At 70.5% G+C, this 26,324-nt stretch carries 24 protein-coding genes and 1 pseudogene; 12 read left to right on the forward strand and 13 right to left on the reverse strand.

Features of this window, described 5'->3' with window-relative positions; all coding sequences use genetic code 11:
- Nucleotides 1-13: 13 nt before the first annotated feature.
- Complete coding sequence (locus tag QP939_RS49605) at nt 14-1,630, reverse strand: acyl-CoA synthetase (RefSeq protein WP_285453929.1); 1,617 nt, start codon at nt 1,628-1,630, stop codon at nt 14-16.
- Nucleotides 1,631-1,692: 62 nt separating this feature from the next.
- Here QP939_RS49605 and QP939_RS49610 point away from each other — a divergent pair, with 62 nt between their 5' ends.
- The 6 genes from QP939_RS49610 to QP939_RS49635 all read left to right on the forward strand — a co-directional run bounded on the left by QP939_RS49610 (nt 1,693) and on the right by QP939_RS49635 (nt 7,046).
- The gene (locus QP939_RS49610; RefSeq protein ID WP_285453930.1) at nt 1,693-2,481 is read left to right on the forward strand and encodes a crotonase/enoyl-CoA hydratase family protein; all 789 of its coding nucleotides are present in this window, start codon (nt 1,693-1,695) and stop codon (nt 2,479-2,481) included.
- A 78-nt stretch (nt 2,482-2,559) separates the two neighbouring features.
- Complete coding sequence (locus QP939_RS49615) at nt 2,560-3,138, forward strand: hypothetical protein (RefSeq protein WP_285453931.1); 579 nt, start codon at nt 2,560-2,562, stop codon at nt 3,136-3,138.
- 122 nt (nt 3,139-3,260) lie between these two features.
- Entirely contained in the window at nt 3,261-4,238 is a 978-nt protein-coding gene (locus tag QP939_RS49620) for a Zn-ribbon domain-containing OB-fold protein (protein ID WP_285453932.1), read from the forward strand.
- 7 nt (nt 4,239-4,245) lie between these two features.
- Nucleotides 4,246-5,259, forward strand: a complete 1,014-nt coding sequence (locus QP939_RS49625) for a thiolase family protein (RefSeq protein ID WP_285453933.1) — start codon at nt 4,246-4,248, stop codon at nt 5,257-5,259.
- Nucleotides 5,256-6,419, forward strand: a complete 1,164-nt coding sequence (locus QP939_RS49630; protein WP_285453934.1) for a thiolase family protein — start codon at nt 5,256-5,258, stop codon at nt 6,417-6,419. The genes QP939_RS49625 and QP939_RS49630 overlap by 4 nt, the downstream gene beginning before the upstream one ends.
- A 15-nt stretch (nt 6,420-6,434) precedes the next feature.
- Nucleotides 6,435-7,046: a TetR/AcrR family transcriptional regulator gene (locus QP939_RS49635; RefSeq protein WP_285453935.1), complete on the forward strand. Its 612-nt coding sequence runs from the start codon at nt 6,435-6,437 to the stop codon at nt 7,044-7,046.
- On the opposite strand, the gene QP939_RS49640 is transcribed toward QP939_RS49635, so the two are convergent.
- The 3 genes from QP939_RS49640 to QP939_RS49650 all read right to left on the reverse strand — a co-directional run bounded on the left by QP939_RS49640 (nt 7,021) and on the right by QP939_RS49650 (nt 10,498).
- On the reverse strand, nt 7,021-8,040 hold the full coding sequence (locus tag QP939_RS49640; protein ID WP_285453936.1) for a YhjD/YihY/BrkB family envelope integrity protein: 1,020 nt from the start codon (nt 8,038-8,040) through the stop codon (nt 7,021-7,023). The genes QP939_RS49635 and QP939_RS49640 overlap by 26 nt on opposite strands.
- A 60-nt stretch (nt 8,041-8,100) precedes the next feature.
- Nucleotides 8,101-8,892 carry a transglutaminase-like domain-containing protein gene (locus tag QP939_RS49645; protein ID WP_285453937.1) on the reverse strand — a complete coding sequence of 264 codons (792 nt, stop codon included), beginning with the start codon at nt 8,890-8,892 and terminating at the stop codon, nt 8,101-8,103.
- Between the two features lie 379 nt (nt 8,893-9,271).
- A complete protein-coding gene (locus QP939_RS49650) occupies nt 9,272-10,498 on the reverse strand; it encodes a cytochrome P450 (protein ID WP_285453938.1) in 1,227 nt (408 codons plus the stop codon).
- A 232-nt stretch (nt 10,499-10,730) separates the two neighbouring features.
- Here QP939_RS49650 and QP939_RS49655 point away from each other — a divergent pair, with 232 nt between their 5' ends.
- Nucleotides 10,731-11,888 (forward strand): steroid 3-ketoacyl-CoA thiolase, encoded by a 1,158-nt coding sequence (locus QP939_RS49655; RefSeq protein WP_285453939.1) that lies wholly within the window; start codon nt 10,731-10,733, stop codon nt 11,886-11,888.
- Between the two features lie 52 nt (nt 11,889-11,940).
- Here QP939_RS49655 and QP939_RS49660 read toward each other — a convergent pair whose 3' ends face one another.
- Nucleotides 11,941-13,026 (reverse strand): DUF4236 domain-containing protein, encoded by a 1,086-nt coding sequence (locus QP939_RS49660; protein ID WP_285453941.1) that lies wholly within the window; start codon nt 13,024-13,026, stop codon nt 11,941-11,943.
- Nucleotides 13,027-13,185: 159 nt separating this feature from the next.
- Here QP939_RS49660 and QP939_RS49665 point away from each other — a divergent pair, with 159 nt between their 5' ends.
- On the forward strand, nt 13,186-13,983 hold the full coding sequence (locus tag QP939_RS49665; RefSeq protein WP_285453942.1) for an alpha/beta fold hydrolase: 798 nt from the start codon (nt 13,186-13,188) through the stop codon (nt 13,981-13,983).
- A gap of 172 nt (nt 13,984-14,155) precedes the next feature.
- Nucleotides 14,156-14,386 carry a hypothetical protein gene (locus tag QP939_RS49670; RefSeq protein ID WP_285453943.1) on the forward strand — a complete coding sequence of 77 codons (231 nt, stop codon included), beginning with the start codon at nt 14,156-14,158 and terminating at the stop codon, nt 14,384-14,386.
- Between the two features lie 90 nt (nt 14,387-14,476).
- Here the strand turns inward: QP939_RS49670 and QP939_RS49675 are convergent, their stop codons facing one another.
- Nucleotides 14,477-15,703, reverse strand: a complete 1,227-nt coding sequence (locus QP939_RS49675) for an IS110 family RNA-guided transposase (protein ID WP_434219618.1) — start codon at nt 15,701-15,703, stop codon at nt 14,477-14,479.
- Nucleotides 15,704-15,994: 291 nt separating this feature from the next.
- Here QP939_RS49675 and QP939_RS49680 point away from each other — a divergent pair, with 291 nt between their 5' ends.
- Both QP939_RS49680 and QP939_RS49685 read left to right on the forward strand, forming a co-directional pair.
- Nucleotides 15,995-16,642 (forward strand): hypothetical protein, encoded by a 648-nt coding sequence (locus QP939_RS49680; RefSeq protein WP_285453944.1) that lies wholly within the window; start codon nt 15,995-15,997, stop codon nt 16,640-16,642.
- Between the two features lie 25 nt (nt 16,643-16,667).
- On the forward strand, nt 16,668-17,606 hold the full coding sequence (locus QP939_RS49685; RefSeq protein WP_285453945.1) for a TIR domain-containing protein: 939 nt from the start codon (nt 16,668-16,670) through the stop codon (nt 17,604-17,606).
- Between the two features lie 14 nt (nt 17,607-17,620).
- Here QP939_RS49685 and QP939_RS49690 read toward each other — a convergent pair whose 3' ends face one another.
- From QP939_RS49690 to QP939_RS49705, 4 genes are read right to left on the reverse strand one after another with little or no spacing between them, the layout of a single operon-like run.
- A complete protein-coding gene (locus tag QP939_RS49690) occupies nt 17,621-18,823 on the reverse strand; it encodes a metal-dependent hydrolase family protein (protein WP_285453946.1) in 1,203 nt (400 codons plus the stop codon).
- Nucleotides 18,820-20,247, reverse strand: a complete 1,428-nt coding sequence (locus QP939_RS49695) for a sodium:solute symporter family protein (RefSeq protein ID WP_285453947.1) — start codon at nt 20,245-20,247, stop codon at nt 18,820-18,822. The genes QP939_RS49690 and QP939_RS49695 overlap by 4 nt, the downstream gene beginning before the upstream one ends.
- Nucleotides 20,244-20,444 (reverse strand): hypothetical protein, encoded by a 201-nt coding sequence (locus tag QP939_RS49700; RefSeq protein WP_285453948.1) that lies wholly within the window; start codon nt 20,442-20,444, stop codon nt 20,244-20,246. Before QP939_RS49700 ends, QP939_RS49695 begins: the two co-directional genes overlap by 4 nt.
- Nucleotides 20,445-20,449: 5 nt before the next feature.
- Nucleotides 20,450-21,643 (reverse strand): M20 metallopeptidase family protein, encoded by a 1,194-nt coding sequence (locus QP939_RS49705; protein ID WP_285453949.1) that lies wholly within the window; start codon nt 21,641-21,643, stop codon nt 20,450-20,452.
- 121 nt (nt 21,644-21,764) lie between these two features.
- Between QP939_RS49705 and QP939_RS49710 the strand changes: the two genes are divergently transcribed.
- Nucleotides 21,765-22,811, forward strand: coding sequence for an Lrp/AsnC family transcriptional regulator (locus QP939_RS49710; protein WP_285453950.1), 1,047 nt, complete (start codon nt 21,765-21,767; stop codon nt 22,809-22,811).
- Nucleotides 22,812-23,229: 418 nt separating this feature from the next.
- On the opposite strand, the gene QP939_RS49715 is transcribed toward QP939_RS49710, so the two are convergent.
- The 3 genes and pseudogenes from QP939_RS49715 to QP939_RS49725 form a co-directional block, all read right to left on the reverse strand.
- Nucleotides 23,230-24,624, reverse strand: coding sequence for a DUF1996 domain-containing protein (locus tag QP939_RS49715; protein ID WP_285453951.1), 1,395 nt, complete (start codon nt 24,622-24,624; stop codon nt 23,230-23,232).
- A gap of 322 nt (nt 24,625-24,946) precedes the next feature.
- Complete coding sequence (locus QP939_RS49720) at nt 24,947-25,729, reverse strand: zf-HC2 domain-containing protein (protein ID WP_285453952.1); 783 nt, start codon at nt 25,727-25,729, stop codon at nt 24,947-24,949.
- A gap of 7 nt (nt 25,730-25,736) precedes the next feature.
- Nucleotides 25,737-26,298 (reverse strand): annotated as a pseudogene (locus tag QP939_RS49725) (sigma-70 family RNA polymerase sigma factor).
- Nucleotides 26,299-26,324: the final 26 nt, after the last annotated feature.

Raw genomic sequence — 26,324 nt, forward strand, 5'->3', positions numbered from 1 at the left:
CCTCCTAGACGAGCTAGACGGGCTGGGCCGTGGCCGGTTCGTGCTCGGCGGCGTAGCGCTGGGCCCACGGGTAGTCCGGCTTGCCGCTGGGCGAGCGGCCGATCTCGTCGGCGAGCCAGACCGTGCGCGGCACCTTGTACCCGGCGATCTCGCCGCGGACGTGCTCCTCGAGCGACGCGAGGTCGAGCGCGGCGCCCTCGCGCAGCTGGACGACGGCGGCGACGCGCTGGCCGAGCCGCTCGTCCGGGACGCCGAAGACGAGCGCGTCGAAGACGTCGGGGTGCGACTTCAGCGCCCCTTCGACCTCTTCGGGGTAGACCTTCTCACCGCCGGTGTTGACGCACTGGGAGCCGCGGCCGAGCAGCGTGACCGTGCCGTCCTCCTCGTAGCGGGCGTAGTCGCCCGGGACGACGTAGCGGGCGCCGTCGACCTCGACGAAGATCTTCTTGCTCTTCTCGGGGTCGCCGTAGTAGCCGAGCGGGACGTGCCCGCGGCGGGCGATCAGCCCCACCGCGCCGGGCTCCGGGTCGACGAGCTTGCCGTCGTCGTCGACCAGGATCGCGTCCTTGCCGAAGTTCACCCGGGGACCGGCGCTGTGGTCGGAGTCCTTGCCGACCATGCCGATCCCGGTGAAGCCGCTTTCCGACGAGCCGATCGCGTCGGTGATCACGGCGTTCGGCACGAGCTCGACGAACTCCTGCTTCACCGACTGCGAGAACAACGCGGCGTGGCTGGAGACGGCGACGAGCGACGAAGCGTCGTAGTCGCCCTCGCGGAAGGCCTCGATGAGCGGCCGCGCCATCGCGTCGCCGACGATCGTGAGGACCTGGACCTTGTGCTCCTGCACGGCTTTCCAGATGTCGTGGGCGTCGAAGCGCGGCACGAACACGACGGGGCTGCCGGTGAACAGGGCGCCGAACGCGGCCCACTGCGCGGCGCCGTGGATGAGCGGCGCGGCGGGCAGGCGGGTCAGGCTCCCGGCCTTGCCCTGCTCGGCGAGCGTCCACTCGTCGGGGATGTACTCGCCGGTGACGAAGTTGATGCCGCCGCCGAGGGCGCGCCAGACGTCCTCCTGGCGCCAGAGCACGCCTTTCGGGTAGCCCGTGGTGCCGCCGGTGTAGAGGATGTAGAGGTCGTCGTTGCTGCGTTCTTCGAAGTCGCGCTCCGGGCTCTGCGCCTCGAGCGCGGCCTCGTAGTCGACGCCACCGTAGCGCGCGTAGTCGGCGTCACTGCCGTCGTCGATGACGACAACGTGTTTCAGTTTCGGCGCTTCGTGCAGGGCGGCGGCAACCTTGTCGGCGTAGCTTCTCTCGTGCACGAGGGCGACGATCTCGGCGTCGTTGAAGAGGTAGACGAGTTCGCCGTGCACGTAGCGGTAGTTGACGTTGACGGCGATCGCGCGCAGCTTGTACGCCGCGATCATCGCCTCGAGGGCCTCGATCGAGTTGCGGGAATAGACCCCGATGTGGGACCCGCGTCCCACGCCGTGCGCGGCGAGGTGGTGGGCGAGCCGGTTGGCCCGCGCCTCCAGTTCGGCGAAGGTGACCCGCCGGTCGCCGCACACGACCGCGACGCGCTCCGGCACGGCGTCGACGGCGTGCTCCAGAAGATCCGCGATGTTGAGTGCCACGCCCTCAAAGTAGAACATGTTATCGTTCTGGGCAATGGCACTGCTCCTTCAGGAGGTCTTCCGTGGGTGAACCGCACGCGCTGGTGTCGCAAGAGGGGCAGACGCTGGTCGTCACGATGAACCGGCCCGAGGCGCGCAACGCGATCACCGGCGAGATGATGTCGATCATGGTCGACGCGTGGGACCGCGTGGATTCGGACGACTCGATCCGCAGCTGCATCCTCACCGGCGCAGGCGGCGCGTTCTGCGCGGGCGCGGACCTGAAGTCGATGTCCCGCAACTCACCGTCGGAGTCGTTCTCGTCGGGCAAGTTCGACCCTTCGCACATCCCTGGGCTCTTGAAGGGCCGCCGCTTGACGAAACCCCTGATCGCGGCGGTCGAGGGCCCGGCGATCGCGGGCGGGACGGAGATCCTCCAAGGGACGGACATCCGGGTGGCGGGTTCTTCCGCGCGGTTCGGGGTGTCGGAGGCCCGGTGGGGGCTGTTCCCGATGGGCGGATCGGCCGTGCGGCTGCCGCGGCAGATCCCGTACACGGTGGCTGCGGACATCCTGCTGACCGGACGACACCTGTCCGCCGCCGAAGCCCTGGCCATCGGCTTGATCGGGCATGTCGTGCCGGACGGCCAGGCTTTGACGAAGGCTTTGGAGCTGGCTTCGCTGGTGAACGCCAACGGGCCGGTCGCCGTGCGGGCGATCCTGCGGACGATCCGGGACACCGAAGGGCTCCACGAGGAGGAGGCCTTCAAGCTCGACTCGCAGTACGGCATCGAGGTCTTCGCTTCGGAGGACGCCAAGGAGGGGCCGCGGGCGTTCTCGGAGAAGCGGAAGCCCGAGTTCCGCGGTCGCTGACGGCACCGACGCGTAACAAGCTCCGCACCCGAATCGAGTTCACCAGCGACAGGTTGCCGATCCGCAACGGGAGGCCAGGTGGACTCGCTCGACGAACAGGGACTCGAAAGATCAACTGACGTACTGGCGGTCACCAGTGAACCGAAGTTCGCCGCGGAGGTCCTCCTCGCCGAGTACAAGACGCTCCGCGACGAGATCCTCAAGAAGATGGATCACCGTACGTCGATGGTGGTCAGCTCCGTCACCGTGAGTTCCGCGGTGCTGGGATTCGGTGTCGAACGGGCGAGCAGCCCTCTGCTCCTGGTCTCCCCGCTCGTCTCCCTTCTCCTCGGCACGCTCATCGCGTTCCAGAACGCGCAGATCGGGGAAGCCTCCGAGCACATCCGGAAACAGATCGAGGCCCCGCTCATCTCGGCTGTCGCCGGCTACCACGGCTGGCACCACACCAAGCGAGACCCCAAGTACCGCCTCAAACAGCGGTTGCTTCCCTACCACCTGCCCCTGATCCTGATCGCGATCGCCCCAGCCGTCGTCGCGATCCCTCTCGCCCTGACCAACGCGAAACCGGTCATGCTGTCCCTGCCGATCCTGACCGTGGATCTTTGCCTGCTGGCGATCTACGTCGCGCAGCTCGTCAAGCTGCGAGACTTGCTGTGACCAGCAGATCCACGGCGCACGCACGTCGGCAACCCGGCAGAATGTAGAACACGTTCCAGCAGTTCGCGATTGCTCGGCATCGGATCTTGCCGCCAGAACGAGAACATGTTTCACTCAAGGACGTGACCGAGACACCACTGGCGGCACCGCTCAACGTCGGCTTCGACTACACCCGCTCGACCGGGCCGGTCCTGGGCCGCTTCGTGAACGGGCTCCGCGAACACCGCATCGAAGGCATCCGCGGCAGTGACGGCCGCGTGCACGTTCCGCCCGTCGAATACGACCCCGTCACCGCCGAACAGCTCCACGAGTTCGTCCCGGTGGCCGAGGAAGGCACCGTCGTCTCCTGGTCGTGGTGCCCGGATCCCCTCGACGGGCAGCCGCTCAGCCGTCCCTTCGCCTGGGCGCTCGTCAAACTCGACGGTGCCGACACCGCGATGCTCCACGCCGTGGACGCCGGGACCCCGGACAAGATCCACAGTGGACAGCGCGTCCGCGTGCGGTGGGCCGATGACGCCGTCGGGCACATCCGGGACATCGCCTACTTCCTCCCGGTCGACGCCGAGGACACCACGCCGACCGAGCCCGCTCCCCCGGTCGCCGAACGCGAAGAAGGCGCTCCAGTCAGCGTCGTCATCACCCCCGTGCACCTCAAGTACATGCACTCCGCCTCCCCTGAGGAAAGCCGCTACCTGCGCGGGCTCGCCGAAGGGAAGCTCATCGGCCAGCGCTGCCCCGAATGCGGGAAGGTCTACATCCCGCCGCGCGGGGCCTGCCCGACCGATGGCGTCCCCACCACCGAAGAGGTCGAACTCCCCGACACCGGCATCGTCACGACGTTCTGCATCGTCAACGTCCCGTTCCTCGGCCAGCGCATCAAGCCGCCGTACGTCGCCGCCTACATCCTGCTCGACGGGGCCGACATCGCCTTCCTCCACCTCGTCCTCGGCTGCGACGCCCAGGACGTCCGGATGGGCCTGCGCGTGCGCGCCGCCTGGAAGCCGCGCGACGAGTGGTGGACGTCGCTGGAGAACATCAGCCACTTCGAGCCGACCGGTGAGCCCGACGCGGCCTACGAAACCTTCGCCCACCACCTGTGAGGTCCTGATGCCAGACGTCGCCATCGCGGGCTTCGCCCAGGCCCCCAACGTCCGGGAGACCGAGGGGACCACCAACGGCGTCGAGATGCTCGTCCCCATCTTCGCCGAGGTCTTCGCGCGGACCGGCCTGTCCAAGCAGGACATCGGGTTCTGGTGCTCCGGTTCGTCGGACTACCTCGCCGGGCGCGCGTTCTCCTTCATCGCCGCCGTCGACGCGATCGGCGCCTTCCCGCCGATCCACGAGTCACACGTCGAGATGGACGCCGCCTGGGCGCTCTACGAAGCCTGGCTGAAGATCAAGATGGGCGAGGTCGAGACCGCGCTCGTCTACGGCTTCGGCAAGTCCAGCGCCGGGCAGCTGCGCCGCGTGCTCGCCCTGCAGCTCGACCCGTATGTCGTGACGCCGTTGTGGCCTGACTCGGTCTCGATCGCCGGGATCCAGGCGCGGATGGGGCTGGAAGCCGGGCTCTGGTCCGAAAAGGACCTCGCCGAGGTCGCCGCGCGCGGCACCGGCAAAGAGGTGAGCGAGCTGCTCGACACGCCCTACCTCGCGGATCCGTTGCGCAAGCACGACATCGCACCGATCACCGACGGCGCCGCCGTGGTCGTCCTGTCCACTGTGGAACGTGCCAGGGACATCGTCGAGCGGCCCGCGGTCATCGGCGGCATCGAGCACCGCGTCGACTCCCCCGTCCTCGGCGCGCGCGACCTGACCCGCAGCCCGTCCACCGAGGCCGCCGCCCAAGCCCTCGACCTCGACGGCGTCGACCTCGCCGAGCTGCACGCGCCGTTCACGCACCAGGAGCTGATCCTGCGGACGGCCCTGAAGCTCGACGACCACGTGAAGATCAACCCCTCGGGCGGCGCGCTGGCCGCGAACCCGATGTTCTCCGCCGGGCTCGCCCGCATCGGCGAGGCGGCGACGCGGATCCACCGCGGCGAATCCCGCAAAGCCGTCGCCCACGCGACGAGCGGCCCGGCCCTGCAACAGAACCTGGTGACCGTGCTGGAGGCCCGATGACCAAGCAGCTCACCGCCGTGCTCGGCACCGGCCAGACGCACCACCGCGCCAAGCGCCAGGACGTCTCGATGCCGGGCCTGCTGCGCGAGGCGATCGACCGCGCGATGGCCGACGCCCAGGTCGGCTGGGCCGACATCGACGCCGTCGTGCTCGGCAAAGCACCGGACCTGTTCGAGGGCGTCATGATGCCCGAACTGTTCCTCGCCGACTCCCTCGGCGCGACCGGGAAACCGTTGCTGCGCGTGCACACCGCCGGGTCGGTGGGCGGGTCGACGGCGCTGGTCGCGGCGTCGCTCATCCAGGCGGGCGTGCACCGCCGGGTGCTCACGGTGGCCTACGAAAAGCAGTCCGAGTCGAACGCGATGTGGGGCCTGTCGATCCTGCCGCCGTTCCAGATGCCCGTCGGGGCGGGCGCGGGCGGGTACTTCGCGCCGCACGTGCGCTCCTACATCCGCCGGTCGGGCGCGCCCGAGCACGTCGGCGCGATCGTCGCGGCCAAGGACCGGCGCAACGGCGCCCTCAACCCGTACGCGCACCTCCAGCAGGCCGACATCACCGTCGATTCGGTGCGCGCGTCGCAGATGCTGTGGGACCCGATCCGCTACGACGAGACGTGCCCGTCGTCCGACGGCGCGTGCGCGATGGTGCTCGGCGACGAGGCCGCCGGGGACGCCGTCGAGGGCGGCGCCGCCTGGATCCACGCGACGGCGATGCGCACCGAGCCGACCACGTTCGCCGGCCGCGACCAGGTGAACCCCCAGGCCGGACGCGACGCCGCGGCGGCGCTCTGGGCCGAGGCGGGCATCAAGGACCCGATGTCCGAAGTGGACGTCGCCGAGATCTACGTGCCGTTCTCCTGGTTCGAGCCGATGTGGCTGGAGAACCTCGGGTTCGCGCCCGAGGGCGAGGGCTGGAAGGTCACCGAAGCGGGCGAGACGGCGATCGGCGGGCGGCTGCCGTGCAACCCGTCCGGCGGCGTGCTGTCCTCCAACCCGATCGGCGCGTCCGGCATGCTCCGGTTCTCCGAAGCCGCGAAGCAGGTCATGGGCCGGGCCGGGGATTACCAGGTGGACGGCGCGCGCGTCGCGCTCGGGCACGCCTACGGCGGCGGGTCGCAGTACTTCTCGATGTGGGTGGTCGGCGCCGACAAGCCGAATTGATACGCTCGACCCACCATGCCGAGACTCGCCGACCACGAGCAGCGCCGCCGCCAGATCGCCGAAGCCGTCTGGCGGATCGCGAGCACGCGCGGGCTGGAAGACGTCTCGCTGCGCAAGGTCGCGGCCGAAGCCGGGGTGTCGCTACGGCTGGTCCAGTACTACTTCGGCACGCGCGACGACCTGCTGCTCGGCGCGCTGGAGATCCTCAACGCCGACGCCGGCGAGAGCATCCGCGCGGGGCTGGGCCCGGAGGAGGACGCCACCCCGCGCGAGGTGCTGCGCGCGATGCTGGCCGGGATGCTGCCGATCGACGACGAGCGTCGCACGCGCTACCTGGTGCACCTCGCCTACTTCGTCCGGTCCCTGGCGGATCCCGGGCTGGCGTCGGCGTTCAGTGCGGCGCCGCCCGAGCTGGAGCGGCTGACCGCCGACCTGCTGGCGTGGGGCCGCGACCGCGGCGAGGTGGCCCCGGACCTGGACCTCATGCCGGAGGCCGAGGTCCTGCTCGCGAGCGTCGACGGCCTGCAGACGAGCATCATCCTCGGTCAGCGCACCCCCGAAGCCGCACTGGCCCTCATCGACCACCAGCTCGACCGTCTCTTCAGCCGCGCGAACGTCGCCACCTGAGCGCGAGCAGCGTCCCGAGCACCCCGGTCACCACGCCGACCGTGGCCGGGACGGCGATCGGCGGGTCCACGACAACCACCGGCTTGAGCTCCACCGGCGCCGGTGGCTGGATCGGGCGCGGTGGCGCGTCCGAGCCGGTCGCCGTCCACGCCGTGACGTAGACGAGCAGCCGCGCCACCAGCGAGATGAAGAAGATCAGGCCGATGATCGAGCCGAACGCGATGCCGGTCGGCGAGTCGCCGATCAGCCGCAGGTAGAAGCCACCGGCCAGCTTGAGCAGCTCGAACCCGACGGCCAGGGCGACCGCGCCCCGCACCGCGCTGCGCACGCCGACCTTCTGCCGCGGCAGCCGCGTCAGCACCCACAGGAACACCAGCCAGTCGGCGGCCAGCGACAGCGGCACCGAGGACGCGGACACGAGCTGGTGCCCCCAGCTCGTGTCGTCGAGCCCGGCGAGCCGCAGCAGGTAGCTGCCCAGCGCGGTGCCGGAGATGGTGAGCGTGAACGACACGAGCAGCGCCGCGCTCAGGCCCACCAGCGCGAGCAGGTCGACGGCGATCAGGCGCAGCAGCGGCTGGTCCGAGCGGTTCTGGCCCCACAGCGCGGTCAGCGAGTCCCGCAGCGCGTTCATCCAGTTCCAGCCCGAGTAGAGGCCGATGACCAGACCGAACGCGCCGACGCTCGTCCGCTGTTCGACGAACCCGGTGAGCAGCTCCGTGGCCTTGTCGCCGAGCCCGCCGGGCAGCGTCGAGACGATCGCGTGCACCAGGGTGTCGAGCAGGTGCGGCTGGCTGGCCAGCACGAACCCGGCGACCGACGAGGCGACCATCAGCAGCGGCACCAGCGACAGCAGGCTGAAGTAGGTGATCGAGGCGACGTAGTGGTAGCCGCCGGACTCGATGTAGCGGTTGGTCGCGCGGGCGATGTGGTCGAGCCACCGGTACCGGGCACGCGCCCGGGCCCAGGGGCTCGGGGCCTTGGGGGAACTCTTCACGGACTCTGTCTACCCAGCCGGGGCCCTCTTCTCGCGGCCAACACGCAGGCGGCCGGGGGCTCAATCGAGGACGACCAGCTCGGCCCAGTCGTCGTGGGGCAGCGCGGTGTCCGTCGTCGCGAACACGGTGCTGCCGAGGAAGTCGAGCTCGGCGCCGAGGGTGGCGAGGAAGGAGGTGTCGGCGGCGTCACGGCCGGTGGAGATGCGCAGCATGGTCTGCCGGGGTGCGAGGTGGGTGGCGTCGAAGACGTACCAGAAGCCGTCGACCGCGGCTTCGAAGACGGCGTGGAAGTCCATCGGGGACAGCCCCGGGGCGTAGACGCCGACGTAGCGCGCGGGGATGTCGAGGAACCGGCACACGGAGATGCAGACGTGCGCGAAGTCGCGGCAGACGCCCTCACCGGCCAGGAGGGTGTCGATCGCGTCGTCGGTGCCGCGGCTCGAACCGACCACATAGGACAGTCGCTCGTGGACGTGCCGGACGATGGCGTCGACCCGGCTTTTGGTGTCGGGCAAGGCGAACAGTTCGGGCGGCACGAGCCCGGCGATGCGATCCGAAGGGCAGTACCGGCTCGGCCGGGTGAAGACGGCGACGTCGGCGAGGGTGACGGGCTCGGGTTCGGGCTCGGTCAGGGCCCGCTCGGCGTGGTAGGTGACGCGGTGTTCCCCGGCGGGCAGCTGGAACACCTCGGCGCGGCTGCCGTGGTCGAACTCGACGAGCTCGCTGTCGCCGTGCCAGGAGACGTGGAGTTCTTCGGTGTCGGCGTGCACCGCGGCGACGGCGATCGCCGCGGGCCCGGGTTCGGTGACGCGGACGGAGAACTCGACGTCGACGGTCGCTCGCGGGGCCATCGCCTCATGATGTCACCCCGCGCGGGCCGCGGCCGGGTGGCTGAGCACGTGCCGCGCGGGACTCGCCGGGACGTGAGCCGCCCGCGCCGAGCGACCCGAGCCGCGCGGGCCAAGCCGACCGCGCCGCGGCCGGGTGGCCGAGCACGTGCCGCGCGCGGGAAGCCGCGCGACTCCGGACCCTGCTCGCCAGGAGGATGGGCCGCCCGCGCCGAGTCGGCCGGGCCGAGCCGCGCGGGCCGCACCAAGCGGGCCGCGGCCGGGTGGCCGAGATCGTGCTGGTCCGGTCCGCGCCAAGGCTCCGGCTGGCCGAACTCCGCGTCGCCGAGCCGCCGGGACCAGAGCCGAGCGGGCCGCGGCCGGGTGGCCGCGGCCCCGCGCGTCAGGCGTAGTTCACCGGGTAGTGCTTGATGCCGTTCAACCAGCTGGACCGCAGCCGGACCGGGGGCGCCGCCTCGGTGATCCCCGGCATCACGTCCGCGATCGCGTTGAAGATCAGGTCGATCTCCAGCCGGGCGAGGTTGGCGCCGATGCAGTAGTGCGATCCCGTTCCGCCGAACCCCACGTGCGGGTTGTCCTCGCGGAGGATGTCGAACTTCTCCGGGTCCTCGAACACCTCGTGGTCGAAGTTGGCCGAGCTGTAGAACATGCCGACGCGGTCGCCCTTGCGGATGTGCGCGCCGCCCAGCTCCGTGTCGCGCGTCGCCGTGCGCTGGAACGCGACCACCGGGGTGGCCCAGCGGACGATCTCGTCCGGTGCGGTCTTCGGCCGCTGCTCCTTGTACAGCTCCCACTCGGCCGGGTGGTCCAGCAACGCCTTCATGCCGTGGGTGATGGCGTTGCGCGTCGTCTCGTTGCCGGCCACCGCCAACAGGATCACGAAGAAGCCGAACTCGTCGGAGCCGAGCGCTTCGCCGTCGACGTCGGCCTGGATCAGCTTCGTGACGATGTCGTCCATCGGGCACTTGCGCCGGTCCTCGGCCATGTTCCAGGCGTAGCCGATCAGCTGGGCCGACGCCTCCAGGGGCTCGACCTGGTACTCGGGGTCGTCGTAGGCGACCATCTGGTTGGACCAGTCGAAGATCTTGAGCCGGTCCTCCTGCGGGATGCCGATCAGCTCGGCGATCGCCTGCAGCGGCAGCTCGCACGCGACGTCGGTGACGAAGTCGCCCGACCCCTTCTTCCGCGCTTCGTGGACGATCCGCTCCGCGCGGTCGCGCAGGGTGTCCTCGAGCTTGGCGATCGAGCGCGGCGTGAACCCCTTCGACACGATCCGCCGCAGCTTCGTGTGCTGCGGGGCGTCCATGTTGAGCAGGACGAGCCGGTTCGCGTCGAGGTTGTCCTCGGTCATGTTCTCGTCGAAGCGGATGATGGCGGTCTTCTCCCGCGACGAGTAGAGCGTGCTGTCGCGCGAGACCTCCTTGACGTCCGCGTGGCGCGACACGACCCAGTAGCCGTCGTCGCGGAAGCCCGCGGTGTTGTGCTTCTGGGGGTTCCACCAGACCGGGGCCGTGCGCCGCAGTTCGGCGAACTCGGCCACGGGCAGTCGTTGCGCCAGGAGATCGGGATCGGTGAAGTCGAACCCGGCGGGGATGAGCGGAGCGGCCACGTTGCCTCCCACGGTTCGCCGTGAAACACGTTCTAGGTCGGATTTAAGCATACGGTGTTAACTAAAGGAAGACCGTTCAGTGAAACCCGTTTACTTGACCGATGATGCCAGGTGAGCGAGCGCTCAGTCGGCGAAGATCAAGATCGCGCCAACCCTGGGATGACTTGCGCAGAACGATAACTTGTTCTAGTTTTCGCCGTAGTGGACAGGGTTTCCCGACGAAGGGGACAAGATGGGCGTGCCGGTCATCGTCGAAGCCGTGCGGACCCCGATCGGCAAGCGGGGCGGGCTGCTGGCCGGCCTGCACGCGGCCGAACTGCTCGGGGCCGCGCAGCTGGCCCTCCTCGACCGCGCCGGGCTCGACCCGGCGCTGGTCGAGCAGCTGATCGGCGGCTGCGTCACGCAAGCGGGCGAGCAGTCGAACAACGTCACGCGCACGGCGTGGCTGCACGCGGGCCTGCCGGAGACGGCGGGCGCGACGACGATCGACGCCCAGTGCGGCTCGGCGCAGCAGGCCACCCACCTGGTGGCGGGCCTGATCGCCACCGGCGCGATCGAGGTGGGCGTCGCGTGCGGGGTGGAGGCGATGAGCCGCGTCCCGCTGGGCGCGAACCGCGCGGGCGCGTCGCCGCGGCCGTCGTCGTGGTCGATCGACCTGCCGAACCAGTACGGCGCGGCCGAGCGGATCGCGGTCCGGCGCGGGCTGACGCGAACTGACGTCGACGAGTTCGGCGTGGCATCGCAGCGGAAGGCGGCGGCCGCGTGGGAGGCCGGGCACTTCGACCGCGAGGTGGTGCCGGTGAAGGCCCCGGTCCTGTCCGCCGAGGGCGAGCCGACCGGCGAAACGCGCTTGGTCACCCGCGACCAGGGCCTCCGCGAGACGACGGCCGAGGGGCTGGCCCGGCTGAAGCCGGTGGTGGAGGACGGCATCCACACGGCGGGCACGTCGTCCCAGATCTCCGACGGCGCGGCGGCGATCCTGCTGATGGACGCCGACCGGGCCGCGGCGCTCGGCCTGCGTCCCCGGGCGAGGATCGTGGCGCAGGCGCTGGTCGGAGCCGAGCCGTACTACCACCTGGACGGCCCGATCCGCGCGACGGAGCGGGTGCTCGAGCGGGCGGGGATGACGATCGCGGACCCGGACGTGTTCGAGGTCAACGAGGCGTTCGCGTCGGTGGCGCTGTCGTGGCAGCGGGTGCTGGAGCCGGACCCGTCCCGGGTCAACGTCAACGGCGGCGCGATCGCGCTGGGCCACCCGGTGGGCAGCACGGGAGCGAGGCTGTTGACGACGGCGTTGCACGAGCTGGAGCGCCGCGACGGGTCGACGGCGCTGGTGACGATGTGCGCGGGCGGAGCCCTCGCCACGGCGACGATCATCGAGCGGCTCTAGCCGGAGAGTCGGTCATCACCTCGATTCTTGTGGCCGAGTCCGCCCCGGCCGGTCAACCGGCCAGCGAGCCCGGACGCCCGGCCATCGCCGCGAAACCGGCCGTCAGCGCGTGCGCCGCCGATTCGGCGGAGAACGACCAGTGCACGGCGAACCCGTGGCTGGTCGAGAGGTCCACCTCGCCGTAGCGCATGACGGGCAACCGGCGGTTGTTCTTGAACCGCCGGTCCGGGCCACCACGCTTGTTCACGTACTGCCAGGTCGTGTCGACCTGGACGGCGTCCGGGGGCACCGCTCCGTCTTCGATGAACCTGGTCGCTCCCGGGATCACGGAAACCGCTCCGTAGTCCAGGTCCGTGTACGTGTTCCGGTCTCGCACCAGGATGCGGTCCGGGAGGAAGTAGACCGAGCGGCCGGCCGACTGCAGGGAGGGGACGGCGATGTTCGCCTTGAGGTGCGCCGAACCGTCGACACCGCGGCGCAATACCTCACGCCGCACCAGATGACCGGCGCCGGCGTTCACTTTGCGCTGGTAGGTCGTCTGCAGATCGCCACGCGCGACCGTGCTCCACGCGCTGTGCGCGCGGCGAACCACGTCGAAGGACCCGAGCATGGACTCGAACCGCGTCCGCACGGGCCCGTCGACCTCGTAGAAAACCACTACGGTCCGGCGGATTCCGTCCCGCCAGCCGACCCACAAGGTCAGCGGCAGGCCGACCACGAGAATCCACGGAGTCGCGGCGACGAGAAGCACGCTCGCCAGGAGCACCCACGGCCACAACCGATGTGCTCGCGCCGCGGCGTTGAGCTGGGCGACGAGCGTACTGGGCGTCGCAGGCTGAAGCTCCTCGGCGCGTTTCCCGGTCACGTCGGAAAGCACGACCTGACCAGGATCCGGCAGGACCGACGCGACTCCGCGAGCGGGGGCGCGCCGCCGGTGGTGCCCGCCCGATGTCGCGCGGTACGAGACCCCGCCGGCACCGACCCGCACATAGCTCCCGCGCGGACCGGTACCCACGCGCAATCCGGGCACACCGGCCGAAATTCCGATGCCCGCCTTCGAAACGCCCACCCGGACCGGCCCCAGCCGAATGCTGGTGCGCAGGTAGATCGACATGCCCGCCTCGCTTTCGTCCGACACGACGTCGCACCCGGGGAAGGGATTGCTACGGGTGACGACCGACCGCAATCCGGCCGAGATCGACGCGTGACGGGAAGGAAGCCGAGCACGCTGAAGATCACGCACTGTTCTGTCATGCCGCGCACATCAGCCACCGGCGGTTGTGCTTGACTTCGGTGCATGATCTCGGAAAGCCGTTGCCCGGTGGAGGACGGTGAGCTCCTCGTCCGCCGCGGCGGGGAGGGGCCGGCGCTGCTGCTGATCGCCGGCGGTACCGGGGCGGGTGACTCCTACCGCGCACTCGCGAAGCAGCTGTACGCGGACTACACCGTGATCACCTACGACCGCCGCGGGCACTTCGGCAGCACCGACACCACCACCGGCCCCGTCCCGGTTTCCCGCCAGGCCGACGACGCGCTGGCCGTGCTGGAGCACGCGGGCACCGGACCGGCGGCGGTGTTCGGCTCGAGCGCGGGCGCCTTGATCGGCCTCGACCTGGTGGCCCGCCACCCCCGGAGCGTGACGACGCTGGTCGCCCACGAGCCCCCGGCGGTCCACCTGATGCCGGACGCGGGCGGCTGGCTCGAAGCGGCCGCGGAACAGGTGCGGCTGGCCCGCTCCGGCGAGCTGATGACCGCGGTGACGCGCTTCGCCGACGCGATCGCGGGCGCGGCCCTGCCCGACCTGCCCAACATCCGCCTCCCCCACGAGGCCGACTGGATCCGGCTGTTCGACCGCGAGCTGACCGAGTTCTTCGACTACCTGCCCGATCTGCGGGCGCTGCGGAAGGCCAGTACGGAGATCTTCCCCGTGGCGGGGGAAGGGAGTCGCGGGCACTACCACTACCAGCCCGCGAAGATCCTGGCCTTGGAGCTGGGGTTGCCGTTCACCGAGATGCCGGGGGCGCATCTGGCTCCGCAGCGGAACCCGGGGAAGTTCGCGGCCGCGTTGAAAGACCTCCTCAACCCGGAGCTCTGAGCCGGAAAGGCCAAAAAGCAGACAGACTCGCGACAGATTCTGTCCACCTTCCCCGCTATTCCAACAAATCGGCCACAGCTCAATCCACAATCGGCACCCGCGCGTCGGTGATCGATTCGCGCACGTATGCTCGCGGCCCGGCGGATCAGTGACCGAGGGTGGAGGATCGCCGATGACCGAGACCGAGTTGTCCCGTGCCGTGGTGGCCGTGCTGGCGCACTACTTGCAACGGCGCGCCGAAGCCGGCCAGGCCGCTTTCGACGCACCCTTGGAAGGGTTGCTCGCCCAGGTTCACGCGCGCTTTTCCGAGCCCTTTCTCGAGGAAGTGTTCGTGCGGTTCACCACCGCCCGTCGGGGCCGGTCGAAACGGACGCGATGCGGCTCTACCTCGGCCAGGAAATAGCCAAGGACGGCGACTTCGCCCGGCAGCTGCGGTCCGCGCTCGGCGGACGGAAGGCGGGCAAGGTGAAAGACATCCCAGGAGCTTGTAATGTCAAGCTGCAACATTCTCGGCGTGATGCGACCAGGCGGTCGTCTCGTCGTAGCGGGTGCCGGTTTTGAGGCAGCCGTGCAGGATGCCGACGAGCCGGTTGGCCAGTTGGCGCAGGGCGGCGTTGTGCCCGGCTCCTCGGGTGCGTTGCCGGTCGTAGTAGGCCCGTGCGCCGGGCGAGGCTTTGAGCGCGGCGAACGCCTGGGCCATCAGCGCGTCGATCAGCCGGTCGTTGTGGACGAACCGGGCCAGGGCGACCTTTTTCTTGCCCGACGCGCGGGTGATCGGGGAGGTGCCGGCGTAGTTCTTGCGGGCTTTGGCGGTGGCGTAGCGGTGCGGGTCGTCCCCGAACTCGGCGAGCACCCGGGCGCCGAGCACCGCTCCCAGCCCGGGCTGGGAGGCGATGATCTCAACGGCCGGGTGCTGCCCAAAATGGGTCTCCACCTGCCCCTGCAAGGTCTTGACCTGAGTGTTGAGTGTGGTCAGGACCGCGATCAGTGCCTGGACCGAGGCGGCGTAGGCCTCCGCCACGATCTCGGGCTGGCCGAGGTGCTCGGACCGCAGCGCGGCCTGCACCGCCGCAGCTTTCTCCGCGATGTTCTTGCGGCGCGCGCGTTTCAGCGCGCCACTGATCTGGGCGATCGTCAGCCGGGCGGCCCGCGCCGGGGTCGGGGCCTTGGCCAGCAGTTCCAGGGTGTCGGCGGCGTCGAGGTCCTCGAACGCGACGAGCGCGGCCGGGAAGTAGTCGAGCAGCGCGTGCCGAAGCCGCTGGGTGTGCCGGGTCCGCTCCCAGACCATCGTCTTGTGAACGCGGGCCAGGACCTTGACCGCATCGGCGGTGGGGCTGTCCCCGGCGATCGGCCGCAGCTCGTGGGAGTGGGTGCGGGCCATATCCGCCAGCACGTGCGCGTCCCCGGCGTCGCTTTTGGCTCCCGACACCCCGAGCCGGTCCCGGAACCTGGCCGCCTGCAACGGGTTGACCGCCAGCACCGTGTAGCCGGCCGCGACCAGCGCGGCCACCCACGGGCCCCGGTCGGACTCGATCCCGACCAGCACCTCCACGTCCTCGGCATCAGCTTCGCCAAGCTGCTCGCCGATCATCGCGTGCAGCCGGGCCATCCCCGCCACGCCCTCGGGCAGCCGGGCCCTGGCCAGCCGGCGACCCGAGTCGTCCATCAGCTCGACGTCGTGATGATCCTCGGCCCAGTCATCTCCCACGAACAGCCGCAACAGCGCTTCCTCTCTCGATCCCGATCACCCTGTGCAGCCCGCGGGAGAACCGTCAGCGACCTAATCAAGCAGTGCTTCCCGCCACGAACACGCAGGGCACGACATCCCAGCAGCGATCAACTCTCCCGGCCTGCCGGCAGGGGCACGGTCTTTCAGCAGGACTCAGCAGTCCAGGACAAAAAAGTGCTCACCCACCGGTCGGCTACCACCAGGAGTGTGCCGGATGGCCACTCCCAGAACTGATTAGGACAACGGAAAGCCAAGCGCTGGGTCGCCGCGGCCGTCGGCGTCGTGCTGCTGCTGGCCGCCGTGTTCGTCGTCGCCCGGCTGACCCAGTCGCCGGTCCAGCCGGTCGCGGCCGCGCCGACCACCGTCACCGCCACGCCCACCAACCAGCCGGACACGCGCACGCCGCCGACGTCGACCACGGAACCCGCACCGGAAACGAGCGAAACCGCCGGGTCCGCCGTCCCGGGCGACGGCAGCAGCGTGCCCAAGGGATCCCCGGTCTCGCTGCTCGACCTGCCCCTCACGAACAACGAATGGCACGTCCAGCACGGCGACCACGACGTGCAGCTCACGCAGTACCAGAACTCCCTGTGGACCATGCTGGCGACGTGCAACAGCAGCGCTTATCGCGGCGAACAGCAGTTCCGGCTGAAGAACTTCACCCGCCTCGAAGTCAAAGCCGTCGGCACCGACTCGACCGCTTCCCCGGATCTCGCGGTGAAGTTCGAAGTGTTCCTGAACGACGACGGCGTCAACGCGAAACAGACCGTCGTCGTGAACCCCGGGGAAACCAAGACGCTCGCCGTCGACCTTCCGGCGAACGTCTTCGCGGTGAAACTCCGCACCTCGTTCACCACTCCCGCGGGCAAACCGTGCCGGAGTGGCAACGCGGTTTGGGGATCGCCTTTCGTCGTCGCCGCCGGGCGCTGAACACCACCAGGACGGAGATCGGACCATGAACACCGTCTTCATCAACTTCCGCGTCGGCGACGCCCAGGACACCGCCGTGCTGATCGACCAGAAGCTGTGCCGGGTCTTCGGCGTCGACAACGTCTTCCGGTCCAGCCGGTCGATTCCCAAGGGGGTCGCGTTCGACCCGGCCCTCGTCGAAGCCGTCACCGGCTGTGCGGTCTTCCTGGCGGTGATCGGGCCGAACTGGCTCACCCTCGAGCACGAGGGCAGGCGGCGGATCGACGCGCCCGCCGACTGGGTGCGCACCGAGATCGAGCTGGCGATCGCCGGCGGCAAGCCGATCATCCCGGTCCTGGTCGGCGACCGCCCGCGGCCCACCGCGGCCGAGCTGCCCCCGACCATCGCCGACCTGGCCGGGCGGCAGGACCTCCGGATCCACCACCGCACCGCGGAGTACGACCTCAAGCACCTCGTCGACGCGGTGCGGGAGCACCTCGGGCCGCGGCTTCCCCCGAGGCCCGAGGTTCCGGACTCGGCTCTGGTCACGACGCTGCCGCACGCGGGCGTGCCCTCCGACGTGCGCCTCGGACCGGCCGGCATCGACGGCCATCTGTTCAGCGACAGCGTCATCCACCGCAGCGAGCTCTTCGCCCAGAGCCCTCGTGCCTCGATCGGCTTCAGTCTGGGCCGGAACTACCGGCGGTTCGAATCGACCGTCGGCGTCCTCGACAACGCGGCCGACGCGGACCAGGTCGGCGTCTTCCAGGTCTTCCTGGACGGGCAGCCGGGCCCCGAGGTGACCGCCGGGCTCGGGCGGTCCCGGGTGCTCCGGGCCGACGTCACCGACGTGCTGCGGCTCGAGCTGCGGTCGTACCGGCCGGGGACCACGGTGAGCCCGTTGCTCGCCGGTGCCCGGATGGCGGGCGGGTTGTCGAACCACCTGCCGGAGCTGGCGTGGGGCAACCCCGTGGTGCACTCCTGAGCCGACGCCGATCGTCAGACCACCCGGACGCCGTCCTTCCACACCTCCCGGATGTTCGACGCCAGCGCCGGGAAGTCGTACGGATCCCCGGCCACCACCACGAGATCCGCCCGCAGCCCCGGCGCGACCCGCCCCAGCTCGCCGTCCAGCCCCATCAACCGGGCCGCCGACGACGTCGTCGCCTCCAGCACGTCGCCCGGTGTCATCCCGCACGCCGCCATCAGGGCCAGTTCCTCGAGGTTCGTCCCGTGCGGGCCCACGCCGCTGTCCGTGCCCATCGCGATCCGGACTCCCGCCGCATACGCTCGGCGCAGCGAATCGCGATGGACCTCCACCACTTCACGCGCCTTCGCCACCACCGCGGCCGGGAGGTCCACTCCCGCGTCCGCCGCCCGGACCACGTTCACCGGCGCGATCAACGTCGGCACCAGCCACGTCCCGTGGCCCAGCATCAGCTCGATCGCCTCGTCGTCGAGGTAGATCCCGTGCTCGATCGAGCGCACCCCCGCGCGGACCGCGTTCTTGATGCCCGCCGCGCCCTGGGCGTGCGCCATCACCGGGCGGCCCTGCATCGCCGCCTCCGTCACCAGGACGTCCAGTTCCTCCGGGGTGAACTGGGAATGCCTCGGGTCGTCGCGCGGGGACAGCACGCCGCCCGTCGTGCACACCTTCAGCACGTCCGCGCCCGCTCGCAGCAGCGTCCGGGCCACGCGGCGCATCTCGTCCGGCCCGTCCACCGTCGCGTCCGGGCGGCCCGGGTGCGGGACCAGCAGCGGGACGCACAGCCCCGACGGGTGCCACGCGTCGCCGTGGCCGCCCGTCGGGCTGATCAGGCCGATCGAAATCTGCAGGCGGGGCCCCGGGATCAGCCCGTCGTCCACCGCCTGCTTGATGCCGAGGTCGGCGCCCGACGCGTCGCGGACCGTCGTGATGCCCAGGCCGAGCGTCGCCCACAGGTTCCGCGCCGCTTCGTAGAACTGGTAGGAAAACGGCTTCTGCACGCGGGCGAGCAGCCCGATGTCCGACACCGTCACGTGCACGTGGCAGTCGAACAACCCCGGCAGCAGCACCGTTCCCGCGCAGTCGACGCTCTCGTCGCCGTCCAGGTCCGTGCCGACGTCGACGATCCGGCCGTGCTCGACCACGACGTCGGCCGCCGCCGGGTCCGCGCCCGTGCCGTCGAACACCGAGCCGCCCGTGAAGACCGTGCGGGTCACGCCGCCTCCTCCGAAACCACGGCCCGGCCCGCCAGGAGCCGTTCCACCACGACGGCCACCGCGAGCACGGCGACGTTCACCCCGAGCCCGACCAGGCCCACGTTGACGGTGCCGACCAGGTGGGTGTCCACAAAGGTCAGCCAGATGACGACGAGCTCGCCGGCGATCAGCCCGGCGAACACCGGGCCCTTCCCGACCGGTACCCGCCGCAGGAAGCCCAGCAGGTTGGCCGGGGCCAGCTGGACCGACCCCGAATAGGTGAGCAACAGCAGGTTGGCCAGCAGGTCCGGCCGGAAGATGCCGAGCACGAGGGCAAGGGTACTCGCGAGCACAACCGTGCCGTGGTTGATCCAGAACTGCCTGCGGCCGCTGCGGACGCGGACGATGTTGCGCGCCACCAGCGACGAGATGCCGATCAGGATCCCGGCCGCCGGCACCATCGCCGTCGCCGTCGCGGCGACCACGACGATGCCCGTCACCCAGCCGGGCAATGCGTCTTTCGACAGCGTCAGCAGTACGCCGTTCGGGTCACTCCCCTTGGGTACCACGATGATCGCGGCGAACCCGATCACCATCGGCAGCAGCAGGCACAGCTCGTAGACCGGCATCCAGGCGTAGTTGCGCCGCAGCACCTTCGGGTCGCGCGCGGACATCAGCGCCGGCCACGAGTGCGGCAGCGTCATCAGGCCGACGCCGATCGCGCTGACCAGCATGCTCGTCACGAACCACACGTGGTCGTTCGCTCCACTGTGGACGATCAGCTTCTCCGGGTGCAGCTGCTCGATCTTGTGGAAGACCGCGGGGATGCCGCCCGCGAAGTGCGTCGGCACGGCGACGATCAGCACCACCAGCGCGACGAGCATGATCCCGTCCTTGAAGTACGACGTCGCCGCGACGCCGCGCAACCCGGCCCACAGCACGAACGCGACCACCAGCACGCTGCCCGCGACCATGCTCAACGTCCCGGACGCGGTGTCGCCGGTGACGAGCCGGACGATCAGCCCGAGCCCGGTGATCTGCAGCTGCAGGTACGGCAGCACGAAGATCACGCCGAGCACCGCGGACAGCGTCCCGAGCGTCCGGCTGGAGTAGCGGTCCTCGAGGAAGTCGCCCTGGGTGAGGTAACCGCGGTCCTTCCCCATCGTCCACAGGCGCTTGGCGAGGAAGAACAGCACGACGTAGGCGATCGGCACGTACGGCAGCGCATACATCGCCGCGACACCGCCGGAGAACGCGAGCCCGGCCATGCCGAGGAAGGTGAAGGTGGTGAACACCTCCCCGGCCTGCAGGAACCACATGGTGAGCGCGCCGAAGCGGCGGCCGCCGACGGTCCACTCGGACAGGTCGGCGACGGGCTTGCGCCGCCCGACGAACCCCAGGACCCCGATCAGCACGATGCCCACGAGCGTGAAGGCGAGGATCATGCGTCGTCCTCCCCCGCGGCGCGCATCAGGCGCTCCGACAGCAGCAGCGCCGGGGTGAACATGAGGCACCAGAACGCGCCCCACACGATCATCCGCGGCAGCCCGAGCCACAGCCCGGTGGTGTTGACGAACGGCAGGAACGGCATCAGGACCAGCGCGACGACGGGCAGCAGCGGCGGCCAGTGGTAGCTGCGCACGGGCGTCACCCGGCCAGGAGCGCGAGGCGGCGGACGGCGAGCTCGGCCAGCAGCGCGGCGCCGTCGCCGAGCACGCTGTCGTCGAACCGGGCGCGCGGCGAATGGTTGTCCGGCGCGGTCGCCGGGTCCGTCGGGCAGGCGCCGAGGAACAAGTACGCGCCCGGAACCCGTTCGAGGACCCGGGAAAAGTCCTCCGACCCGGTGATCGGATCGGCCATCTCGGTGAACCGCTCCTCGCCGAAGACGTCGCGGATCGTGGCGGCGACGAAGTCGTACGCGCCGGCGTCGTTGACCGTCGCCGGGTACTCCGGCTCGTAGGTGACGTCGATGTCGAGCCCGTGCGCGGCGGCGATCCCGCGGCACACCTGGACCGCGCGCTCCCCCACGCGTTCGGCGACCTCCGGCGAGAACGACCGCAGCGTCGCCTCGAACACCGCGTCGTCCGGGATGATGTTGCGCCGGGTGCCCGCGTGGAACGAGCCGACCGTGATCACCACGGGGTCGAAGACGTCGAAGGTGCGGGTGACCATCGTCTGCAGCGCGGTCACCATCTCGCAGGCGGCGGGGATGGGGTCCCGGGCGTCGTGCGGTGACGAGCCGTGCCCGCCGTCGCCGAGCACGCGGACCGCGAGGGCACCGGAGGCCGCCATCAGCGTGCCGGGCCGGGCGACGAAGTGGCCCTTCGCGTAGCTCGCGGCCGAAACGTGCAGGCCGTAGGCGGCGTCGACGTGCTTGCCGGACGCGGTCAGCACGCCTTCCTCGATCATGTGCCCGGCGCCGTCCCAGCCTTCTTCGCCGGGCTGGAACATGAACACGACGTCGCCGGGCAGGTCGGCCCGGCGCGCGGCGAGCAGCCGGGCCGCGCCGACGAGTCCCGCCGTGTGCAGGTCGTGGCCGCAGGCGTGCATGGCGCCGTCGAGGGTGGAGCTGAACTCCTCGCCGCTGGCTTCGGTCACCGGGAGCGCGTCCATGTCGCCGCGCAGCAGCACGGTTCCGCCCGGTTGGCCGCCGCGGAGAACCGCCGTGATCGACGAGAGGTTCTTGCCGAGGCTGACTTCGAGGGGCAGGCCGTCCAGCGCCGCGAGGACGCGTTCTTGGGTGCGCGGCAGGTGCAGCCCGATCTCGGGAATGCGGTGCAGGTCGCGGCGCAGGGCGACCAGTTCGTCGAGCAGGGCGGCGGCGTCGGAGCGCAGGTTCATACGGACCCCCAACCGGATCGTCGACTTATGCTGATCCGCAGATCATGCAAGTGTCGAGCACATTCGCCGGGAAAATCCGACGGAACCACCGTTTCGAGGGCAGATGAGCGAAGAATCCGCCATGTTGGACGAGCAGGACCTCAAACTGGTCGACGCGCTCCAGGCGGCGCCGCGAGCGTCGTGGTCGACGCTCGGCAAGGCGCTCGGCCTGGGCGCGGTGACGGCCGCGCGGCGGTGGGACGCCCTCGTCGAACGCGGCGACGCCTGGCTGACCGCGTACGCGGGCGGAGAGCTGAGCGCGCAGCTGGCGCTGGCGTTCGTGGAGATCGACTGCGAGCCGGGTGCCGCGCTGGACGTCGCGGCGGTGCTGGCCGCGGACGTGCACGTCGTGACGGTCGAGTACGTCGCGGGCTCGTTCGACCTGCTCGCGCACGTGGTCGCGCCGAACCTGCGGGCGCTCGGCGCGCACGTGCTCGGCCACGTGGCGACGGTGCCGGGTGTGGCCCGCGTGCGGACGGCGCTGTCCCCGCGGATGTTCACCGAGGGCAGCCGGTGGCGGGTCCGGGCGATTTCGCCCGGCCAGCGGGAAGCGCTGGCGACGCGGCCGGTGCGCAACCGGGCGGCGTTGCGCTTCGACGAAGCCGACCGCGCCCTGATCCTGGCGCTGGGTGCGGACGCGCGGGCGTCGGCGGCGGCGTTGGCGATCGAACTGGGCGTCGGCGCGACGACCGTGCGGCGGCGGCTGGACGCGTTGCTGGGCCGGGGCGCGATCCGGGTGCGGTGCGAGATCGCGCGGTCGCTGTCGCCGGCGCCGGTCACGGTGACGCTGTGGCTGCGGGTGCCGCCGGACAAGCTGGAGACGACGGCCCGGTCGCTGGCGATGCTGCCGGAGGTCCGGATGTGCGCGGCGCTGTCCGGGGCGGCGAACCTGATGCTGGTGGTGTGGCTGCCGGCCCAGCACGACACGGTGGCGCTGGAGGCGGTGCTGGCGGCGAAGCTGCCGTGGCTGGAGATCACCGGCCGGGCCGTGACGCTGCGGAGCGTGAAGCTGATGGGCCGGGTGCTCGACGCCGCGGGACGGGGTGTCGGGCGGGTGCCGCTGGACTTCTGGGCCGCGGTCCCCGCACCGGAGCACGGGGACCGCGGCGTGCGCCGGTCCGGGGGATGAGGGGGGTGAGGTGGAGGGAAGCATCCCCCGGACCGGGGTCTTCGGGCGCGGTTCCCGGCGCCGGGTGCGTCGGCGGAGGAGTTCCGGCGCGGTGGACTCGGGGGGTGAGGTGGAGGAAAGCGTCCACCGGCCGGAACTCGCGGGCGGGAGCGACTCCCGCCGTCTCCTCCTTCGCTGATCCGGCTCGACCGGATCGGGTGGGTGAAGAATCCCGGTCCGGCGGGCGGGGGGTGAGGTGGAGGGAAGTGCCCACCGGACCGGGGTTCGGGGCGCGGGACGGGGTCCCGCGGTTCTTCGGGTGGTGCCACCGGCCCGGCGGCCTTGGGGGTGAGGTGGAGGGAAGGGCCGCCGGGCCGGGGTTCGGGGGTGGATCAGCCGTCCATCTCGAACTGGTCCACTGTGGACTATGGACGGACGGTCACTCCGCGCAGGTCTTCCCGGAGTTGATGCAGTTGACCAGCCGGCCCATGATCTGCCTGCTCATCACGTTCGCGAAGTCGTCGTGGTCGGACCGCGGGTTGTGCTTCTCCTGGGCGAAGGCGTCCACTTTGTACTGACCGTTCTGCTGGACGTCCTGCGGGATGTCGTAGACCAGCGTCACCTGCAGCTGGGGCACGTTCTTGAAGCCCTGCGGGCACTTGCCCTGCCGGTCGGCGAACACGATGTGGGTGCGGTGGTTCTCGCTGTCGGTGTTCTTGCCGTCCCAGCAGTTCGGGAAGGCGTGGATGCGCTCCACCTTGCTGCCCTCGGGGCAGATCGGGTAGAGGTCGGTCAGCCGATCCTCGAACCCGGTGCAGGTCCAACTGGCCCGCGCGTTGGCCGGGCCGTTGGTGCTCTGCTTGGCGTCACCGTAGAGCACGCGCAGGCCGAGCGGCATCGCGGTGACCTGCTGGGCCCCGCCGGAGACGAACTTCAGCTCCGCGGACTCCGGCTCGACGATCTCGCCGTCGTTGTCGCCGACTTCTTCGTTCTCGCCCTGCGGACCGCCGAGCTCTTCCTGCTGCTGGCCCTGGTTCTGGTTCTGCTGGTTGTTGTTCTGGTTGTTCTGGTTGTTCTGGTTCTGCTGCTGGTCGCGCTGACGGCGCTGGCGGTCCTGCTGCCCGTCGCGGTTGGCGTCCTGGCCGTCCTGCTGCTGGGCGTTCCGGTCGTCCTGCTGCTGCGCGTTCTGGTCGCCGTTGCGCCCGGCGCTCGTGCGGCCACCGCCGCGGCCGTCGCGCTCGCGCTGGTCCTGCTCCTGCGCGGCCTGGGCGTCCTGCCCGCTCTGGTCCTGCTGGACGTCACCGGTCTTGCCCTGCTGTTGCTGCTGGGCCTGCTGGTTTTCGTTCTCGTTGGCCGCGTCGTCTTCGCGGTCGATCCGGATGACGGGCCAGAAGTACGCCGACTGGTCACCGTTCTTGCAGGTGGTGTCGCCGGCCAGGAGGCTCTTCAGGTTCGAGTCGGCGTCGGTGGTCACGTTGCCGACGTAGTCGTGCAGGTGCTGGGCGCCGTTCTTGATCCCGGGCTGGGCGATGAAGTTGTCCGGGTTGTGGTGCGCGCCGTCGGCGTTCGTTCCACAGTCGACGGTGAAGGATCCTCGCGCGCCCTTCTTCTTCAAGGCCGCGTTGACGTTGTTGCCGGCGGGAACCTTGTTGATGTCGATGAAGAACGACGGGTCCGCGGGGTCCGCGCTGGCCTCGCCCGTGCGGCCCGTGCTGACCGCGACGGCGAGCGCGCCGACGGCGATCGCCAGGCCGATCGCGCCCATCGCGATCTTGGTACGGCGGGCGACGCGATGCTTGCCCGTCACGGGGGACCGAGAATGGTTCCGGGCCATAGACTAGTTCACCTCGTTCGTTTTTCCGGGCACGCCGAACTGCGCGGCGGCCCGGGCAAGAACTGCCGATAATTGAGGTCGAGATCGCTCGGAACCCGGGGGATGCGTTCGGTTCCGGCTGTCGGGATGCATCGGGGGATGCATTGGGGGATACGGATGCCGTCCGCGCGAGGTTCAAAAGCGACCGGCTCGTTATCTGTTCGTTATCTGCCGAGGCGCAACCCGGCACCATTCACGCAGGCAGGCGGGCTGAAGGGCCCTTTCCTCGCATCACATGCGAGGAAAGGGCCCTTCACCGCATCAGATGAGGTGAACGTCCCCTTCAGCGCTGCACGACGACGAGCACCGTGCCGTCGTCGCCGCGGACCTCGAACCGGCCGATCTGGTCCATGGCCAGCGAGATGGAACCCTGCAGCCGCAACGGTTCGGGCGAACCGGGGATGCCGAACCCCTTGGGCGGCACCGACCAGCCGGAGACGACGCGATCGTCGCCCGCCGTCGAGACGGCGACCAGCTGGCACTTCATCGGCCCGACGATGCCGCGCAGCTCGAGCTCGACGCGGCTGCCCCACTCCACCGGCGACACCGTCACGAGCGCGCTGACGGCGGACCCGCCGCTGCCGCGGCCGTAGGTCTGCCCGCCACCGGGCTGGCCCGGCGACTCGGGCGACGGCGGCGGCGTGGACGTCGCGAGCACGCTCGGCGACGCCTTGCCGCTCGGCGCGGCCAGCGACGCGGGCGGGACGGCGTCGGCCGGGCGGACCGCGAGGGTCACCAGCGGGCCCGCGATCACCGCGGCGGCGGCCGCGGCCCCGGCGAGGATGCCGATCCGCTTGCGGCGGCGGCGCTTGACGGCGGCCTCTTCCATCAGGCCGCGCAGCACGCGCGGCCCCGGCGCGAGGGTGCGCGGGCTCGGCGCGGGCAGCGGCGGTTCCGGCCAGCTGCGCTTGACCAGGTCGAGGACGTCCGGGAGCTGGTAAGGCTCGATCAGGTCGAGCTGGCAGTGCGGGCAGTTCATCAGGTGGGCTTCGAACTGGGTGCTCTCGGCCTCGCTGAGGACGCCGAGCACGTACGCGGCGACATCGGTGTGCGCGGACCCGGCCACCCTCACTTCACCCCCGCTCGCGCAGGGCCCGGCGCAGCGCGCGGACGGCGTGGTGGATGCGGGACTTGATGGTGCCGGGAGGCACGCCGAGGGTCGCCGCGACCTCGTTGACCGTGCGGTCGCGCAGGTAGGTCTGCTGGATGGCCTCGCGCTGCTCGGGCGAAAGGCCCTGCAGCGCCTCGTAGACGATCATCGCGGCGAGCGTGCGGTCCGACTCGTCGGACACCGCGATCGCGTCGGATTCGATCTCTTCGAGCTTCCTGGGGACGGACGCTGCGGCTGCGCCAGCCGTCGATGACGATCCGCCGGGCCACCGTGAACAGCCAGGCGCGCAGCATCTCCGGCTGGCGGTCGAGCTTGTCGGCGTTCCGCCACGCCTTGATCAGGGTCTCCTGCACGACGTCCTCGGCCCACTGCCGGTCGTGGCCGGTCAGCCGCAGCGCGAACGCCATCAGGGACCCGCCGAACTCCTGGTACAGCGCCTTCGCCAAGTCGTCGGAGGCGTCGTCGGACCCGACGACGACTTCCGGGTCTTGAACGGGTCTCAGCGCTCGAGTGTGCCGTCCCACGCGGGACATCCTGGTGCTCCGGACGG

Source organism: Amycolatopsis nalaikhensis, from assembly GCF_030264295.1.
GTDB classification, from domain to species: domain Bacteria; phylum Actinomycetota; class Actinomycetes; order Mycobacteriales; family Pseudonocardiaceae; genus Amycolatopsis; species Amycolatopsis nalaikhensis.

Bases quoted from the DNA above. Each gene is read 5' to 3' on its own strand.
- QP939_RS49625 (WP_285453933.1), top strand. From the start codon at position 4,246: ATGCCAGACGTCGCCATCGCGGGCTTCGCCCAGGCCCCCAACGTCCGG.
- QP939_RS49670 (WP_285453943.1), top strand. From the start codon at position 14,156: ATGACCGAGACCGAGTTGTCCCGTGCCGTGGTGGCCGTGCTGGCGCAC.
- QP939_RS49645 (WP_285453937.1), bottom strand. From the start codon at position 8,892: ATGGCCCCGCGAGCGACCGTCGACGTCGAGTTCTCCGTCCGCGTCACC.
- QP939_RS49715 (WP_285453951.1), bottom strand. From the start codon at position 24,624: ATGGCCCGGAACCATTCTCGGTCCCCCGTGACGGGCAAGCATCGCGTC.
- QP939_RS49630 (WP_285453934.1), top strand. From the start codon at position 5,256: ATGACCAAGCAGCTCACCGCCGTGCTCGGCACCGGCCAGACGCACCAC.
- QP939_RS49665 (WP_285453942.1), top strand. From the start codon at position 13,186: ATGATCTCGGAAAGCCGTTGCCCGGTGGAGGACGGTGAGCTCCTCGTC.
- QP939_RS49695 (WP_285453947.1), bottom strand. From the start codon at position 20,247: ATGATCCTCGCCTTCACGCTCGTGGGCATCGTGCTGATCGGGGTCCTG.
- QP939_RS49635 (WP_285453935.1), top strand. From the start codon at position 6,435: ATGCCGAGACTCGCCGACCACGAGCAGCGCCGCCGCCAGATCGCCGAA.
- QP939_RS49685 (WP_285453945.1), top strand. From the start codon at position 16,668: ATGAACACCGTCTTCATCAACTTCCGCGTCGGCGACGCCCAGGACACC.
- QP939_RS49655 (WP_285453939.1), top strand. From the start codon at position 10,731: ATGGGCGTGCCGGTCATCGTCGAAGCCGTGCGGACCCCGATCGGCAAG.
- QP939_RS49710 (WP_285453950.1), top strand. From the start codon at position 21,765: ATGTTGGACGAGCAGGACCTCAAACTGGTCGACGCGCTCCAGGCGGCG.
- QP939_RS49705 (WP_285453949.1), bottom strand. From the start codon at position 21,643: ATGAACCTGCGCTCCGACGCCGCCGCCCTGCTCGACGAACTGGTCGCC.